Source organism: Pseudoduganella sp. UC29_106, assembly GCF_044055365.1.
In the GTDB taxonomy this organism is placed as follows: Bacteria; Pseudomonadota; Gammaproteobacteria; order Burkholderiales; family Burkholderiaceae_D; genus Rugamonas.
Genome location: NZ_CP171977.1, coordinates 225,955 through 242,561, shown reverse-complemented (window position 1 = coordinate 242,561; position 16,607 = coordinate 225,955). Strand labels below are relative to the sequence as shown.

The following is a 16,607-nucleotide window of genomic DNA, read 5'->3' as shown; positions in this document are numbered from 1 at the left end:
ATGACTTACACCATCGCTCTCCAGTTCGAAGATGGCGTGACCCGCTTCATCAGCTGCAATGCAGGCGAGAAGCTGGCCGACGCCGCCTATCGCCAGAAGGTCAACATCCCGCTGGACTGCCGCGACGGCGCCTGCGGCACCTGCCGCGGCCACTGCGAGTCGGGCAAATACGATATGCCGGAGTCCAGCTATATCGAGGATGCGCTCACGCCGGAAGAAGCGGCCGAAGGCCACGTTCTGGCCTGCCAGATGCGTCCCACGTCCAATTGCGTGGTGAAGATTCCCGCCACCGCAGCATCCTGCAAGACGGGCGTTACGCGCCATGCGGGCAGCATCGCCGCCGTGCGCCAGCTTTCCGCCACCACGATCGGCTTCGCCATCGACCTGGAGGAGCCGGCCGCATTGAGCTTCCTGTCCGGGCAGTATGTGAACGTGGAAATTCCCGGCACGGAGCTGACGAGATCCTATTCCTTCAGCTCCCAGCCCGGCGCTTCCCGCGTAGAGTTCGTGGTGCGCAATGTGCCGAATGGCCGCATGAGCAGCTATCTGTCCGACATCGCGCAGCCGGGCCAGGCTATCGGCTTCGCCGGCCCCTTCGGTTCCTTCTACCTGCGCCCCCTGCAGCGCCCCGTGCTGATGCTGGCCGGCGGCACGGGCATCGCGCCCTTCCTCGCCATGCTGCAGGTGCTGGCCGAGCAGGGCTTCGACCATCCCGTGCGCATGGTGTTCGGCGTGACCAATGACGAAGACCTGGTCGCACTGGAAGAGCTGGACCGCATCGCCGCCGCCCATCCGCAATTCAGCTACCGCACCTGCGTCGCGGCGCCGGCCAGCGGCCATCCGCGCAAGGGCTATGTGCCGCAGCATGTGGAAACGGAATGGCTGAACGGCGGCGATATCGATGTCTACCTGTGCGGCCCGGTGCCGATGGTGGACGCGGTACGCAAGTGGCTGGCCGAAATCGGCGTGAACCCGGCCAACTTCTACTTTGAAAAATTCTCGGCCAGCAGCGGAGCATGACCATGACGCGACAACGATTTAATGGCCAGAGCGTGATCGTCACCGGCGCGGCGCAAGGCATCGGCCGCAGCGTGGCGCTCACCGCGGCCGCCGAGGGCGCCCGCGTAGTGCTGGCCGACCGCTCGGAGCTGGTGTACGAAGTGGCCGCCGAAGTGCGCGCTCTCGATGCGCAGGCGGTGGTAGTCAATGCCGACCTGGAAACCTATGCCGGCGCCCGCACCGTCGCCGCTGCTGCGCTGGAGGCCAACGGCCGCATCGACGTGCTGGTCAACAATGTGGGCGGCACCATCTGGGCCAAGCCTTACCAGGAGTATGAGGAAGAAGAGATCGAGGCGGAAATCCGCCGCTCGCTATTCCCCACGCTGTGGTGCTGCCGTGCCGTGCTGCCCGCGATGATCGAACAGCAGGCCGGCGCCATCGTCAATATCTCGTCCATCGCCACCCGCAGCATCCACCGCATTCCGTACGCGGCGGCGAAAGGCGGCGTGAACGCATTGACGGCCAGCCTGGCTTTCGAACATGCGGCGGACGGCATCCGCGTCAACGCCGTCGCCACCGGCGGCACGGAAGCTCCGCCGCGCAAGGTGCCGCGCAATCCGAAGCCGCTGAGCGAACAGGAAAAAGTCTGGTACCAGGGCATCGTGGACCAGACCATCGCTTCGAGCCTGATGCACCGCTACGGCACGATAGCCGAGCAGGTAGGCGCCATCCTTTTCCTGGCTTCGCAGGAAGCTTCGTACATCACGGGCACGGTGCTGCCCGTTGGCGGAGGAGACCAGGGATGAAACAGGCCACACTCCGGGCGGCATCTTTTACCGCGTGGACGGCGAAGCGGGCCGTCCCTTCCTGATTTTCTCCAATTCGTTGGGCACCAACCTGCGCATGTGGGACCTGCAGGCCGAAGTCTTCAGCGAGCATTTCCAGGTGGTCCGCTACGACACGCGCGGCCACGGCCGCTCGACGGCGCCGCTCGGCCCCTACAGCCTGGCGCAGCTGGGCGGGGACGTGATCGAGCTGCTGGACCACCTGGACGTGAAGCAGGCGCACTTCTGCGGCATCTCCATGGGCGGCGCCATCGGCCAGTGGCTGGGCGTGCACGCCGAGGAACGCATCGCTCGTCTCGCCATTGCCAACACGGCAGCGCGCATCGGCACCGCCGAAGGGTGGCAGGCGCGCGCTGCGGCCGTGCGTGAATCCGGCCTGGGCGGCCTGGCCGCCAGCGCGCCGCAGCGCTGGTTCACGGCAGCCTTCGCCGAACGCGCGCCGATCGTCGTCAGCGCGCTGGTGGATGCCATGGGCGGTGGCAACGCAGAAGGCTACGCCGCCTGCTGCGACGCCCTCGCTGCCGCCGACCAGCGCGACGACGTGCGCCGCATCGCCCTGCCCACCCTGGTGATCGCAGGCGAGGAAGACCCGGTAACCACGGTGGAGGATGCGCGCTTCCTGTATGAGCGCATTCCCGGCGCGCGCCTGTCGGTGCTGCCGGCCTCCCATATCTCCAATATCGAAGCGGCATCCGCCTTCAACCAGGCGCTGTCCAGCTTCCTGCAATAGAAAGCCAGACATGATCAACAAGACATTCGAATCGATGCGGCAGGCCGTCGCGGACATTCACGATGGCGCCACCGTGATGATCGGCGGCTTCGGCAACGCCGGCATGCCTTCCGCCCTGATCGACGCCCTGATCGACCAGGGCGCCCGCGAACTGACCATCGTCAACAACAATGCGGGCAATGGCGAAACCGGCCTGGCCGCGCTGCTGAAGGCGCGCCGCGTGCGCAAGATCATCTGCTCCTTCCCGCGCCAGTCCGACTCCCATCATTTCGACGCGCTGTACCGCGCCGGAGAAATCGAACTGGAACTCACGCCGCAAGGCAACCTGGCAGAGCGCATCCGCGCCGCCGGCGCCGGCATCGGCGGCTTCTTCTCCCCCACCGGCTACGGCACCCTGCTGGCCGAAGGCAAGGAAACGCGCGTCATCAATGGCCGCAACTATGTGCTGGAATCGCCCATCCACGCCGACTTCGCGCTGATCAAGGCGCTGCGCGGCGACCGCTGGGGCAACCTGGTCTACCGCAAGTCGGCGCGCAATTTCGGCCCGGTGATGGCGATGGCCGCCAAGGTCACCATCGCCCAGGTGAAGGATATCGTGGCGCTGGGCGAACTCGATCCGGAAGTGATCGTCACGCCCGGCATTTTCGTACAACGTGTCGTCAAGGAGGGCTGCCTGTGAACCGCTTCAGCCGCGAACAAATGGCCGCCCGCGTGGCGCAGGATATTCCCGAAGGGGCCTACGTCAACCTCGGCATTGGCCTGCCGACCAAGGTCGCCAACTACCTGCCGCCCGAGCGCGAAGTTTTCCTGCACAGCGAGAACGGCTTGCTGGGCATGGGCCCCGCGCCCGCCGAAGGCGAGGAGGACGATGACCTGATCAACGCGGGCAAGCAGCCCGTGACGCTGCTCACCGGCGGCGCCTACTTCCACCACGCCGATTCCTTCGCGATGATGCGCGGCGGCCACCTCGATATCTGCGTGCTGGGCGCCTTCCAGGTGTCGGCCACGGGCGACCTGGCCAACTGGCACACCGGCGCACCGGACGCCATCCCCGCCGTCGGCGGTGCGATGGACCTGGCCATCGGCGCCAAGCAGGTATTCGTGATGATGGAGCACCAGACCAAGAGCGGCGAGAGCAAGATCGTCCCGCAATGCGCTTATCCGCTGACGGGCATCGGCTGCGTCAACCGCATCTATACCGACCTGGCGGTGCTGGACGTCGTTGCCGGCGGCTTGCGCGTGGTGGAAATGGCCGAAGGCCTGAGCCGCAGCCAGCTGCAGGAAGTGACCGGCGCAACCCTGTTCTGGGAATAAGGAGAAGACATGAACGAAGCTTTCATCTGCGACGCGGTCCGCACCCCCATCGGCCGCTATGGCGGCGCCCTGAAGGACGTGCGCGCCGACGAGCTGGGCGCCATTCCGCTGCGAGAACTGCTGCGCCGCCATCCCCAGCTCGACTGGGAAGCGGTGGACGACGTGATCTACGGATGCGCCAACCAGTCCGGCGAGGATAACCGCAATGTCGCGCGCATGTCCCTGCTGCTGGCGGGCCTGCCGCTGTCGGTGCCTGGCACCACGGTCAACCGCCTGTGCGGTTCAGGCATGGACGCTGTCGGCAGCGCGGCGCGCGCCATCAACAGCGGCCAGGCTTCGCTGATGCTGGCCGGCGGCGTGGAATCGATGACCCGCGCTCCCTTCGTCATGGGCAAGGCGGACAGCGCGTTCTCGCGCGCGGCCAGCCTGCAGGATACGACCATGGGCTGGCGCTTCATCAACCCTAAGCTGAAGGAAATGTATGGCGTGGACACGATGCCGGAAACGGCGGAGAACGTGGCCGAAGCCTACAGCATCAGCCGCGAGGGCCAGGACCGCTTCGCCCTCGCCAGCCAGCGCAAGGCGGCTGCCGCCATTGAGGCCGGCGTGTTCGCGCGCGAGATCGTGCCGGTGCAGATACCCCAGAAGAAAGGCGATCCGCTGGCCTTCGTGAACGACGAGCACCCGCGCGCAACCACGCTGGAAGTGCTGGCAGGACTGCGCGGCGTGGTGCGCCCGGCCGGCACCGTCACGGCAGGCAATGCCTCCGGCATCAATGATGGCGCCTGCGCACTGCTGCTGGCCAGTGGCGAGGCCGCATCCCGCCACCGCCTGACGCCGCTGGCGCGCATCGTCGGCATGGCGACGGCAGGCGTGGAACCGCACCTGATGGGCATCGGTCCGGTGCCGGCCGTGCGCAAGCTGCTGGAGCGGCTGGGCATGTCGCTGGCGCAGATGGATGTGCTGGAACTCAACGAAGCCTTCGCCGCGCAGGCGCTGGCCGTGGCACGCACACTGGGCCTGCAGGATGATGACCCGCGCATCAACCCCAACGGCGGCGCCATCGCCCTCGGCCACCCGCTCGGCATGAGCGGCGCCCGTTTGCTGACCACCGCCGCCTACCAGCTGCGCGACACCGGCGGGCGCTATGCGCTGTGCACCATGTGCATCGGTGTGGGACAAGGCATCGCCGTGGTGATCGAACGGGTGTGAGATGGAAATCCGCCACCTGCGCTATTTCCTGGCCGTGGCGGAAGAAAAAAACTTCACGCGGGCGGCCCAGCGGCTCTTCATCGCCCAGCCGCCCCTCAGCCGCCAGATCCAGCAGCTGGAAGAGGAACTGGGCGTGCCCCTGTTCGAAAAGGGCTCGCGCCCGCTGCGCCTGACCGAAGCGGGCAAGTTCTTCCAGGTCCACGCGCAGAACATGCTGGAAAAGCTGGCGGACATGAAAACCATGACCCAGCGCGTGGGCAAGATCGGGCAAACGCTGTCCATCGGCTATGTCGCCTCCACGCTGTATGGCCTGCTGCCCGAAATCGTGCGGCTCTTCCGCGAAGCCAACCAGGGTGTGCACATCACCTTCCATGAAATGACCACGATGGAGCAGATGCGCGGCCTGAAGGACGGCAGCATCGACGTCGGCTTCGGCCGCGTGGTGCTGGAAGACCCGTCGATACGCCGCATCCTGCTGCGCGAGGAGCGGCTGATCGTCGCGCTGCCGCTGGGCCACCGGCTGGCGGAACAGGAACGGCCGATCAGGCTGATCGAACTCCTGCCCGAAAACCTCATCGTCTATCCCAAAGCGCCCCGCCCCAGCTTTGCCGACCAGGTGCTGGCGGCTTTCAGCGCCCACTCGCTGCGTCCCGAAAACGTGATGGAAGTGCGCGAGCTGCATATCGCCATCGGTATGGTGGCGGCGGGCCAGGGCATTTCCATCGTGCCGGACAGCCTGCAGGGCATGAAGCGCAGCGACGTGCTCTATCGCGAGATCGAGGACATGCATGCTGTGTCTCCCATCCTCTTCAACGTCCGTCTCATGGACCAATCGGATGAATTGCGCAACATCCTGAAAACAATTTATTCCATTTACGATGCGCGCGGTATCGCGCACGTGAAGGAAGAACTCTGACCATACCTTAAAGGTAGCGGATTGCGACTACATCAGTATTAGACGGCCCGCCGGGCCAATCGTAGTATGGATTAGCAGCACCACAACAAATCCTTCAGGAGACACCAAATGCAAGTCCACGCTGGCGCCGCTGCAGGCGCATCGCCCACCACGCTCAATGTACAGGCGCTGATCGATCAGAACCGCATGTCGCCGTATCAGTACGTCGTCCTGTTCCTCTGCTTCACCATCCTCGCACTGGACGGCTTCGATACCGCCGCCATCGGCTATGTCGCACCGGCGCTGGTCGCCAAGTGGGGCGTGGCGCGCTCCGCGCTGGCGCCGGTGCTGAGCGCCGCCCTGTTCGGCCTGGCCTTCGGCGCCATGGCCGCAGGCCCCAGCGCCGACCGTTTCGGCCGCAAGCCGGTGATCATGGTGTCCACGCTGTGCTTCGCTGTCTTCAGCCTGGCCACCGCCTACGCCGATTCGATCCAGACCATGGCCGTGCTGCGCTTCCTCACCGGCCTTGGCCTCGGCGCCGCCATGCCGAACGCCGTGACGCTGATGGCCGAACTGGCGCCGGCGCGCCACCGCTCCTTCATCGTCAACGCCGTCTATGTTGGCTTCCCGCTGGGCGCCGCCGCCGGCGGCTTTGTCGCCGCGGGCATCATTCCACACTATGGCTGGGAGAGCGTGTTCCTGCTGGGCGGCATCCTGCCCCTGGTCTTCCTGCCGGTGATGGCGCGCGTGCTGCCGGAATCCGTGGCTTATATGGTGGCTCGCCAGTATCCAGCGTCCGCGGTGGCCGGCGTACTGGAACGCATCAGCGGCAAAGATCTGCGCCATGTCACCACCTTCGTTCCCGGCGACGGCGGCAAGGCGCCCGCAAGCAAGGCTGCCGCCGGCAAGAGCGCGCTGGCGCAAAACCTCTCCGGCCGCTACCTGCTGCCCACGCTCATGCTGTGGACCGTCTACTTCATGGGTCTCCTGATCTTCTACCTGCTGACCAGCTGGATGCCGCTGATGATGAAGGACGTTGGCTTCAGCATCGAGAAAGCCGCCATGCTTACCGCCCTCTTCCCGCTGGGCGGCGGCGTCGGAACCCTGGTCGGCGGCTGGCTGATGGACCGCCTCAATCCTTCCCGCGTGCTGGCCTTCACCTACCTGCTTGCCGCCGTGTTGCTGGTCGCCGTCGGCCAGAGCCTGAGCGGTGGCAACGTTGTCGCCTTCGCCATCCTCGTGTTCGCGGCCGGCACTATGGTCACCGGCGCCCAGGCTTCGCTGCCCGCCCTGGCCGCCCCGCTGTACCCGACGCAGGCCCGCGCCACCGGTATCGCCTGGATGCTGGGCGTGGGACGCTTCGGCGGCATCCTCGGCTCCATCGTTGGCGGCGTGCTGCTCGGAATGCAGCTGCCCTTCAGCGTGATCCTCGCCATTCTCGCCGTGCCGGCCCTGGTTGCGATGACTGCGCTGATCGTGCTGGCGGCGCGCATCGGGCCTGCGTCCGCTATTACCGCTCCGAATACCAGCTCGCGATCTATTGAATTTCAATGACGGGCGCCGCTTCCTATACTCGATTCAGCACCACACCATAAGATAATCCAGGAGACGAAATGAAGTACGCACTCTGCAGCGCAGCCGCGCTGCTGGGCGGGATCGCTGCATCCGCAGCGTCCGCACAGAACGTAACCGTGTATGGCCTGTTCGACGCAGCCATCGCCCATACCACCAACGTCAACGCCGCCGGCGATTCGATGACCAAGATGCCTTCGCTCACGGGCTCCCTGCCCTCGCGCATCGGTTTCCGCGGCACCGAAGACCTGGGCGACGGCCTGCAAGCCGTGTTCACGCTGGAAAACGGCTTCGCGCCGGACAGCGGCACAATGGGCCAGGGTGGCCGCCTGTTCGGCCGCCAGGCGTCCCTGGGCCTGAAGAGCAAGTACGGCACGCTCACGCTGGGCCGCCAGATCAACATGACCTTCATCGCTACGCAAAAGTCGGATGTGCTGGGACCGAACCTGTTCTCGATCAGCAGCATTGATCTCTATCTGCCGAATGCGCGCAGCGATAATGCCATCGGCTATCTCGGCCAGTTCGGCGCCTTCACCGCTGGCGCCACCTGGAGCTTTGGCCGCGACAACTCCGCGGCGGGCGGCCCGTCCGCGACCAATTGCGGCGGCGAACTGGCAGTGGACAAGAAGGCCTGCCGCCAGGTCACCGCCCTGCTGGGCTACGAAGAGAAACGCTTCGGCGTCACCACCTCCTACGACAAGCTGTATGGCGGGCCTGGTGCGGCGGCCGGCCTGACCAGCAGCGCGAACTTCGACCGCCGTATCACACTGAACGGCTGGGCCATGCTGGGCGAGACAAAGCTTGCCGGCGGCGTGATCGCGCGCCGTACGGAAGCGGCGACGGGGCTGTCGGAATCCAATCTTTACTATCTGGGAGCCAGCCATCCCATCATGCCGCAACTGGTGCTGGATGCGCAGGTGGCCTACCGCAATGCGAAGCACAGCGATGCGGACGTGAAGATGGCTGTGGCGCGCCTGATGTATTTCCTGTCCAGGCGCACCGCAACCTATGTTGGCATTGGCACCATGAAGAATGAAGGCGCCTCCGCGGTCGCCCTGGATGCGGGCGGCACGGTAGGCGTTGGGAAGACGCAGAACGGCGTGATGGCCGGCCTGCGTCACACTTTCTAGTAGCGGTCGTCGAAGGCGAAGATCGGCTTGCGGTTGCGCCACTGGCCGTTGGTGAAGTCGGGGAAGTCCAGGGGTCTGGAAACCCTGGGCAATCGACTGCTCGGACAGCGGCGTAATCGCACTCCAGGTCACCGCGTCGAAGATATCGATCGGCATCGGCGCCTGCGCCTTCAACGCTTCAATGAAGGCATGGATCACGAAGTAGTCCATGCCACCGTGGCCCGCACCTTCGGCCTGTGTGGCGTATTTACGCCACAGCGGATGGTCGTACTTGTCCTGCCAGGCCTGGAAATCGTCCCACTGGTGCGGCTTGCTCTGGCCTTCGACGTGGATCGAATGGTTCACATCCATCCACAGGCCGTTCGTGCCTTGCACGCGGAAGCCCAGCGAATAAGGACGCGGCAGCGAGGTATCGTGCTGCAGCAGGATGGTTTCGCCATTCTCGGTGGACAGCGTGGTGGTCACGATGTCGCCCAGGCTGAATTTCACCTTCGCATTCGGGTGGTCCGCGCCACCCTGCTTCACCACGTAATCGTGCAGCCCGCGCGCCTTCGTCGCGAAGCTGTTGATGCGGGTGAAACGGTTGCCGCGGTTGATATTGGTGTACATCGCACAAGGACCGATGCCGTGGCTCGGATACAGCTCGCCATTGCGCTTCACCGAGTGCTCGGTGCGCCAGCGCGCTTCGGAGAAGCCCTTGGCGCCGAACTCCACGCCGCTACCGTAAGGCTTGGCCGGATCGCCGTTATTGAACTTCACGGCACGCAGATCGTGCTGGTAGCCGCCCTGCAGGTGTGCCAGTTCACCAAACACGCCGGCGCGCACCATCTGCAGCACGGCCATCACATCGCGGCGGTAGCACACATTCTCCAGCAGCATATACGGCGTGCCCGTCTTCAGCTGGGTGTTCAGCACATCCCAGTGATCCTGCAGCGAGACGCCCGCTACGACTTCGCAGCCGACCGGCACTTTCGCCTGCATCGCCGCGATCGCCATTGGCGCATGCCATTCCCACGGCGTGGCAATGATCACGCCGTCCAGCGCCTTCGAATCGAGCATGCGCTTGTAGGCTTGCGGGTCGCGGTCTTCGCCGAAAGTGCGGGGACGCGGCTTGCCGGATTTCTCGGCCTGCGCCAGCGCGCGGCCCAGCATCACGGGATCGATATCGCACAGCGCCGCCACTTCCACATCGTCGCGGCGCAGCAGTTCGCGCAGCAGCACCTGGCCGCGCATGCCGGTGCCGATCATGCCAAGGCGCAGGCGCTCGCGGCCCGTTGCGGCAAAGGCGCCCGGCAGCAGCAGGCTGCCCGCCAGCGCGGCGCCGGCGGTGAGGAAGTTTCGTCGATTGAATTGCTTGTCCATCAGTTCTGCCTCAAAAGGGGTTGCTCATTGTAGCGAATCACCAGAATTTGTAGCTGGCCGAGAAGGAGTACACGCGGCCGAACAGGTTCTGGGCGTGGTTGTAGCCTTCCCAGCCATTCGGGTCGTAGTAGGGCTTCTTGTCCAGCACGTTCTTGATGTTCACGCCCACGTCCAGGTTCTTTACCGGTTTCCAGCCGAGGCCCAGGTTGACCGTGGTATAGGATGGGGTCTTGTCGCACTGGTGGGCAGGCAGTTGCAAGCCTGCGCCCATGCAGTTTTCAGGCGTGTTGTCCGTATCGTATGGTCCGTATGCCCACTTGGTACCGCCGGTATAGTTGACGAACACGCTGGTGGTGAAGTTGCGGTAGGCCCAGTCGGCATTGAAGGTGGCACGTACGCGCGGCGAATCATAATAGCCGACATAGTTGCCGGAGAAGCCGCTGCCATCTTCATAGTTATACGTTTCGCGGCGGCGGATCGTGACGGACGTGCCGGTATTCAGCTTGCCCATTTCGCCCAGCGAGAAGCGGGCGCGCGCGTCGATGTCGAAACCATCGACCAGAGTACGGCCACGGTTCATGTAAGAGTTGATCAAGCCGCCCAGGTTGCCGACCGAGTACTTTGGAATGCCGGCCGCGCAGGCTGCAGCATTGGCCGGATTGGAGCACATGGTCGCCACGGCGGCCATATTGCCGCGGTCCGCGTCGGTCAGGTCGTTGCGGATCGCCTGCGTGGTGCCCGCCAGCGTCGGGCCATACTTTTCCACCAGCTGGGTGTAGAGCTGGTTGAAGTCCTGGCGCACGATCTCGTCACGGCGGTAGACGAACCAGTAGTCCAGCGACACGCTGACATTGCTGACCGGCTGCAGCACCAGGCCCAGGGTCGAGATCTTGGCCTTTTCCGGCTTCAGTTCCGGGTTCGGCGGCGTCAGGCCGCCAACCGTGGTCGAGCAGTTGGAGTTCAGCAGGTTCTTGCCCAGATCTACTTCCGTCGCGGTGACGGACTTCATCAGCAGGCGCGCGATGGCATTGGTTTCGTCGCAGCGCACGGTGTCGCGGATGCCGCCCACCTGGGCGAACACGCCGCCGCTGCCCGCTTCCGCCAGGTTCGGCGCACGGAAGCCTTCCGAGTAGGTGCCGCGCACCATCACATCGGGACGCGCGCGCCATTGCACGCCGATCTTCGGCGCGAAGTTGGCCGAGAAGTGCGGGTATTTGTCCACGCGGCCGGCGGCGTTCAGTTCCAGCGTTTCGGTGACAGGCACCACGACTTCACCGAACAGCGCGGAGATGGTGCGCTTGCCGTCGAACCAGGAACCGCCCTGCTGGGTGATCAGGCCATTCGCCGCATCCGGATTGCCGGGAGTCTCGAAGCTTTCGCGCATGATGTTCGTACCGAATGCGGCGCGCACTTCGCGGTCGCCGATCCTGGCCACCGTGCCTTCGACCTTGGCGTCCCAGGTAATCAGCTTGGTCCAGGACTGGATATCGAAAGTCGGATACGCTTCGCGCAGCAGGGCTGCGTTCTCTTCGCTGATCACGCCGAACTTGTAGGCCGGGTTATCGGAGATGTAGGAACGGCCGGTGACCGGGTCTTTCGTGATCGGGCCGAAGGCTTTCTCGAAGCCCTTGGTGTTGACGTTGATGGTCTGGTACAGCGTGGAGTGCGCACCGGCCACGCTCAGAGCGGTCTCGAAGTCCCAGCCGCCGAACACGGTGCCGCGCAGGCCGGCCAGCGCGCGGTAGCTGTCGTCCTTATTGGTCTGGCCGAAGTGGCCGACGGCATCCTGCAGGATGTAGTTCAGGCCTGCGGCGCCGCCCATCTTCGCGGCCATGTCCGCATCCAGCTTGCCCTTGAGGTAGACGTTGTTCGGGCCCAGGTAGGGATAGGTGAAGGTATTCAGCCTGGTGCCGGTATTGCGCGAGAACCAGTTGTTGGTGCTGCCGCTGTTAAAGCTGCGCGGACCGTTCTCGCCGCGCAGCTTGATGTGGGTGAACGCTGCTTCGGCGAAGCCTTCCAGGTTGTCGCCGAAGGTCTTGCGGCCGGCCAGGTAGCCAGTCACGCGGTCGGAGGATGGACCGGTGTCCAGCGCATATGGCAGGTTGTTCCACACGCAGCGCGTACCCGATGCCTCGGTGATGAAGGTGGTGCAGCCATTCACGGCGCGCTGGGTACGGGCATTGCCCTTCGCCGGGTCGAATACGAAGAAGGTGCCCGGATTCATCACGCCCGGTTCGCTGCCGGTGCCGATGCGGAAGTTCGGGATGAAGTTCGGGTTGTTGACGTAGAAGTACTCGGGGCGCTTGTCGTAGGTGTCGGCCAGCGAGATGCGGTCGCGCTTGTAGACGTTCAGCGAGCCGTAGACATTGTAGCCGTCGCTGGACAGGTCGCCCGTGCCGAACAGCAGGCTGCCCTGGCGCTCGCCGTAGGATTTCACATCCGGCGAGGTGTCGTAAGTGCCCCTGGCTTCCGCGCCCTGGTAATTCTTCTTGGTGATCACGTTGATCACGCCTGCCACCGCGTCCGAACCGTAGACAGCCGAGGCGCCGTCGGTCAGCACTTCGATCTTCTCGACCGCGGCAGCGGGAATCGCGTCGATATTGACGAACATGGTCTGGAAGCCGGACGGTGCGCCGTAGAAGGACAGGCGGCGGCCGTTCAGCAGCACCAGCGTGCCCTGTGCGCCGAGGCCGCGCAGGTTGGCCTGCGAGGCGCCATCGGAGCCGGTGAACATGGAGCGGAAGTCCTGCTGCGCCGGACGCGCGGCAGGCAGGTTGTCCAGCACCTGCAGCAGCGTACGCGCGCCCATGTTTTCGATCTGCTTGGAGTCGATCACCTGCACCGGCGACGCCGTCTCGGCATTGATGCGCTTCAGGCTGGAGCCGGTCACTTCAACGCGGACCAGCTTCTCGTCCTTTTCGGATTTTTCCTCCGCTTGCCCGGCGGCCAGTGCACCGCTTGCCAGGCCGGCAGCCGCCAGCGCGGCCATCATTTTCTTCAGTTCCAAGTGTCTCTCCTCATTCTTATAGGTTGTAAGCGCCCCTCCCCTTTCGAAAAGGGGACTCGAAGTGGATAGAAATCGCGGTTCAGCGCAGGCGGGCCGAGGCGCCCTCCGTGCCTGTCAGTACTGCATTGGCCCAGTTGCCGCATACCTGGGCCGGGCGAGAGCCGCGTGCGCCCAGCGTGCGCAAACTGAGTTGGCTCAGGCCCCGTACATCAATTTCCGGCTTGACGACCGCCGGGGCGGTGACGAAGCCGCTGTCGTAGAGCAGCCGTTCGCCGCTCCAGATCTGGAATTGCAGGCCGCCCGCGCTGCGGCAGCTGTCGTCGACGCCAAGGTCGGCGCGCAGCAGGTTCCACCCGCCTTGCAGCTGCAGATCGATGCGGCTGGCAGCGGCTACGCCGAGGCCCTTGCGGAAGCGCAGGCCGTTCATGCGCATTTCGCCAGCCTTGCCGGCGGGCTTGTCGCGCGCTGCAACTTTCGGCAACGGCAGGTCGGACAGGTATTGCTGCTGCTCCGCGCCCTCCGGCGTGCGATGCTCCAGCACGCGGAATTCGGACAGCGTGATTGGCGCCACTTCCGGCGGCACGGCGGCGTTGTATGCCTGCGCGGTACTTGTCTGCGCGGCTTCCACCATCGGGTCGGTGGTCGATGCCGCGTCTCCTGCCGGGTTTTGTGTACTCAGGACGCGGAAGCGCAGCAGGCGGCCGGCGGTCGGCGCGAAGCTGATCGTCTGCGTTTTCTCCTCCAGCTTCAAGCGGCCGCGCTGTACTGGCGCGCCCCATTCGCCGTTGCTGTCGGCGATGTAGATCTCGTAGTCGCGGATCTGGCCGTGCTTCCAGTTCTTGTCGTTGCGCGGCGCGAGTTCGATGCCGTCGATCAGGCGGCGCTCGGTGAAGCCGATCACCCACTCATGCGCGCCGCTGCGCACGGCCTGGCTGCGCACGGTGCGGAACCAGGTGGCAGGGTTGCCGTCGAAGGCGTTTTCCAGGGCGTGCCCCGGCTCCTCGGCGGGACGGTTGATCACTACCATCGCGTCTGCCGGCAATGCGCGGCCGGGTGTTGGCGCGGCCGGGAACTCGTCGTCCGCGCGGGCCGCGATCGCCGCGGCGGATGGCGCGGGCTGGGCGGCGGCGACGAAGATGGCGAGCGGCTGGCGAATGTCCTGCGCGGCGGTCTTGGCGTGGAGCGTGCCTTTGCGCTCGGCGGCGTCGAAGAACCAGCCCTCCGTTGCGGCATCGTACGCGGCGCGGCTGGCGTGGCCCGGCAGCGCTTTGCCTGCCGCCTGCACGCCGGCAGGACGCTGCGCAAGCAGCATGCGCACGGCATAGCTGCGGCGCGGCTCCTGTCCGCTGTAGCTGCCGACAACCGGCGCGATGTCGACGCGAACACCGGCGGAGGAAGCCTGCATGCCGATCTGCTGCGTGCTGAACGCGCCTTGCTGATACTGGCGCGTGTTGCCGTCATCCTCATAGAGAGTATAGGCAGACTCGCCTTCGGGGTAGAGATCGAGCGTGAGATGATCCTTCGGCTTCTCGCCGTCGTAAAGCATCTCCGGATACATCGGCAGAATTGCACCGGCGCGCACGAACACCGGCAGCTTATCCAAAGTCACCTGCAAGTCGATATCGCGGCCACCGGCGCCGGCCGTCGCCTGGCGGCCATCGAAGTAATCGAACCAGCGCCCTGCCGGCAAATGGATGCCCTTGCGCCAGCCCTGCGACACGGCCTGGCTGCGATACACGGGCGCCACGAGCAGATCGCGGCCCAATAGGAACTGATATTTGTACGCCTCCGTCCACGCGCCAGGATCGCCCGGGTTATCCCACATCAGCCCGCGCACCAGCGGCGCGCCAGTCTGCTCGGCCTCGCGCGAAAGCCCGTACATATAGGGCGTAAGGCGCATCTTCAGTTTCAGGTAGCGCCGGTTGATGCTGCGGTAAGGCTCATCGAACCACCACGGATGCTTGCGCTCCGCAGCCGACCAGCCGGACATGCCCATCAACACCGGCGTGAACGCCTTCCACTGCAGGTCGCGGGTATAGGTTTCCGGACTGCCGCCGAAGATCGCGTCCACGTCGCCCGTCGCGTAAGCCTGCCCGGACAGGCCGGAGCCGATCAGCGTGGGAATATGCCAGCGGATGTAATCCCAGCTTGCGCTCTGGTCGCCCGTCCACGCCACGGCATAGCGCTGCGTGCCCGCCCAGCCCATCACGGTCCAGATGAAGGGACGGCTGTCCGAATTATTCAGGATGCCGTCGTAAGCGGATTTGTTGGCATCCAGCGAGAACTGATAACCCTTTCCGGTCCAGGCTACATCGAGCTTCTGCACGCGCGAACCCGCCTTGCCCACTTCCCACGCGATCTTGTCGACGCCATTCTCCGTCCACAGTCCCGTGCGGAAGCCGTACTTCGACAAACCCTGCACCACATCGGGCAACCCGGTGTAGCCGCAGCCATAGCCATCGTTCGGCAGGATCCAGCCGCCCGGCATATCGTGCTCCCGGTATTTGCGGGCCACGCTCTCGATCACATCGGGCGTTTTGCCGGAAGCGCCGTCGCTCCAGCCTTTCGGTACAGTGCCGGGCTTCTTGCCATTGTCGCCATCGTTGTAGCAATCGGCGTCGCCATATTCCAGGGCCCAGCGCGGCAGCAGGCGCGCGCGGCCTGTCCACTCGGTGTAGCGGGCCAGCACATCGCGCACATCCTTGCCGACGAAGTAATAGGCATCGAAGCGGTTCTCGGCGTGCTGCAGCGAGGCTTGCGAGCTGTCGCGCAGGTCATAGCTGCCGTCCGACCAGGTGTTGCGCAGCATGCCCCAGCCGCGCGAGCTCATAAGGAAAGGCGCCGGGCTGGGACGATCGCCCTCTTCCCAGCCGCCGGAATAGGATACGTCCAGCTGCCGGCCCTTGAATTCAAAGCGTCCGTTCTGCTGACCGCCGCCGAAGAAGCGCTCGGACTTGTCGCTGGAGAGCACCTGCACGCTCTGCTTTTCCGCCAGCTCGAGCGGCTGCACCTCGCGCCACAGCGGCTCGGTTTCGCCGGCGCGGTAGAGCGTGAAACGCAAGGGCTTGCGGTCGATGCGCAAGCTCAGCGCCGCGGTCTGGATCAGAATATGGTCAGGCTGTTCGCGCACGCTATGCTGAACACTGGGAGCCGCTTCGCCGACCACGATGGACGCGGCCTTGTCGCCCGCGCCCGTGAAGTCCTTGCCCGGCGCGGCCCAGATGCGCAGCACATCGGCGCGCGGCAGACTGACGCGGACATGGGCGCCGGTATCGGTGACCAGTTCCCACTGTTGCGCGGCGCCGGCACTGATCGTGCGAAGGTTGCCGACAGGGGCGGCGTGAGCGGCAAAGGCGGCCATCAGCAAGAGTGCGGCGGGACGAAGTTTCATAATATTTTCGAAAGATTCACGGTTTCGGCATTCGTACTTTAGGAACGAAAATCCGAAACGTCAATAAAAGAAAGGAAAGAGCGGGAAATTATCGATCATATCTTTCGTTTAGCGAAAATGTTGCGTTGCAAACTTTCGGTAACGTGGCAA

Annotated in this window: 11 protein-coding genes and 1 pseudogene; 9 read left to right on the top strand and 3 right to left on the bottom strand. The window is 64.9% G+C overall.

Annotated features, from left to right (window positions below; genetic code table 11):
* The 9 genes from benC to ACHMW6_RS01435 all read left to right on the top strand — a co-directional run bounded on the left by benC (position 1) and on the right by ACHMW6_RS01435 (position 8,697).
* Entirely contained in the window at positions 1-1,020 is a 1,020-nt protein-coding gene (gene benC, locus ACHMW6_RS01475) for a benzoate 1,2-dioxygenase electron transfer component BenC (RefSeq protein WP_395404952.1), read from the top strand.
* A 2-nt stretch (positions 1,021-1,022) separates the two neighbouring features.
* Complete coding sequence (locus ACHMW6_RS01470) at positions 1,023-1,805, top strand: 1,6-dihydroxycyclohexa-2,4-diene-1-carboxylate dehydrogenase (RefSeq protein ID WP_395404950.1); 783 nt, start codon at positions 1,023-1,025, stop codon at positions 1,803-1,805.
* On the top strand, positions 1,783-2,574 hold the full coding sequence (gene pcaD / locus ACHMW6_RS01465) for a 3-oxoadipate enol-lactonase (protein WP_395404948.1): 792 nt from the start codon (positions 1,783-1,785) through the stop codon (positions 2,572-2,574). The genes ACHMW6_RS01470 and pcaD overlap by 23 nt, the downstream gene beginning before the upstream one ends.
* Before the next feature lie 10 nt (positions 2,575-2,584).
* Positions 2,585-3,253: a 3-oxoacid CoA-transferase subunit A gene (locus ACHMW6_RS01460; protein WP_395404946.1), complete on the top strand. Its 669-nt coding sequence runs from the start codon at positions 2,585-2,587 to the stop codon at positions 3,251-3,253.
* A complete protein-coding gene (locus tag ACHMW6_RS01455) occupies positions 3,250-3,888 on the top strand; it encodes a CoA transferase subunit B (protein WP_395404944.1) in 639 nt (212 codons plus the stop codon). The genes ACHMW6_RS01460 and ACHMW6_RS01455 overlap by 4 nt, the downstream gene beginning before the upstream one ends.
* Positions 3,889-3,897: 9 nt before the next feature.
* Positions 3,898-5,100 carry a 3-oxoadipyl-CoA thiolase gene (gene pcaF, locus ACHMW6_RS01450; protein WP_395404942.1) on the top strand — a complete coding sequence of 401 codons (1,203 nt, stop codon included), beginning with the start codon at positions 3,898-3,900 and terminating at the stop codon, positions 5,098-5,100.
* Between the two features lies 1 nt (position 5,101).
* Complete coding sequence (locus tag ACHMW6_RS01445; protein ID WP_395404940.1) at positions 5,102-6,016, top strand: LysR family transcriptional regulator; 915 nt, start codon at positions 5,102-5,104, stop codon at positions 6,014-6,016.
* Between the two features lie 108 nt (positions 6,017-6,124).
* Entirely contained in the window at positions 6,125-7,549 is a 1,425-nt protein-coding gene (locus ACHMW6_RS01440; RefSeq protein WP_395404938.1) for an MFS transporter, read from the top strand.
* Between the two features lie 59 nt (positions 7,550-7,608).
* On the top strand, positions 7,609-8,697 hold the full coding sequence (locus ACHMW6_RS01435; protein WP_395404936.1) for a porin: 1,089 nt from the start codon (positions 7,609-7,611) through the stop codon (positions 8,695-8,697).
* 351 nt (positions 8,698-9,048) lie between these two features.
* On the opposite strand, the pseudogene ACHMW6_RS01430 reads toward ACHMW6_RS01435, so the two are convergent.
* The 3 genes and pseudogenes from ACHMW6_RS01430 to ACHMW6_RS01420 form a co-directional block, all read right to left on the bottom strand.
* Positions 9,049-9,930 (bottom strand): annotated as a pseudogene (locus ACHMW6_RS01430) (Gfo/Idh/MocA family protein); the annotation flags it as partial.
* Between the two features lie 166 nt (positions 9,931-10,096).
* Positions 10,097-13,066 carry a TonB-dependent receptor plug domain-containing protein gene (locus ACHMW6_RS01425; protein ID WP_395404935.1) on the bottom strand — a complete coding sequence of 990 codons (2,970 nt, stop codon included), beginning with the start codon at positions 13,064-13,066 and terminating at the stop codon, positions 10,097-10,099.
* Positions 13,067-13,145: 79 nt separating this feature from the next.
* The gene (locus ACHMW6_RS01420) at positions 13,146-16,457 is read right to left on the bottom strand and encodes a TIM-barrel domain-containing protein (RefSeq protein WP_395404933.1); all 3,312 of its coding nucleotides are present in this window, start codon (positions 16,455-16,457) and stop codon (positions 13,146-13,148) included.
* Positions 16,458-16,607 lie beyond the last annotated feature (150 nt).

Bases quoted from the DNA above. Each gene is read 5' to 3' on its own strand.
- pcaF (WP_395404942.1), top strand. From the start codon at position 3,898: ATGAACGAAGCTTTCATCTGCGACGCGGTCCGCACCCCCATCGGCCGC.
- ACHMW6_RS01445 (WP_395404940.1), top strand. From the start codon at position 5,102: ATGGAAATCCGCCACCTGCGCTATTTCCTGGCCGTGGCGGAAGAAAAA.
- ACHMW6_RS01435 (WP_395404936.1), top strand. From the start codon at position 7,609: ATGAAGTACGCACTCTGCAGCGCAGCCGCGCTGCTGGGCGGGATCGCT.
- benC (WP_395404952.1), top strand. From the start codon at position 1: ATGACTTACACCATCGCTCTCCAGTTCGAAGATGGCGTGACCCGCTTC.
- ACHMW6_RS01420 (WP_395404933.1), bottom strand. From the start codon at position 16,457: ATGAAACTTCGTCCCGCCGCACTCTTGCTGATGGCCGCCTTTGCCGCT.
- ACHMW6_RS01470 (WP_395404950.1), top strand. From the start codon at position 1,023: ATGACGCGACAACGATTTAATGGCCAGAGCGTGATCGTCACCGGCGCG.
- ACHMW6_RS01460 (WP_395404946.1), top strand. From the start codon at position 2,585: ATGATCAACAAGACATTCGAATCGATGCGGCAGGCCGTCGCGGACATT.
- ACHMW6_RS01440 (WP_395404938.1), top strand. From the start codon at position 6,125: ATGCAAGTCCACGCTGGCGCCGCTGCAGGCGCATCGCCCACCACGCTC.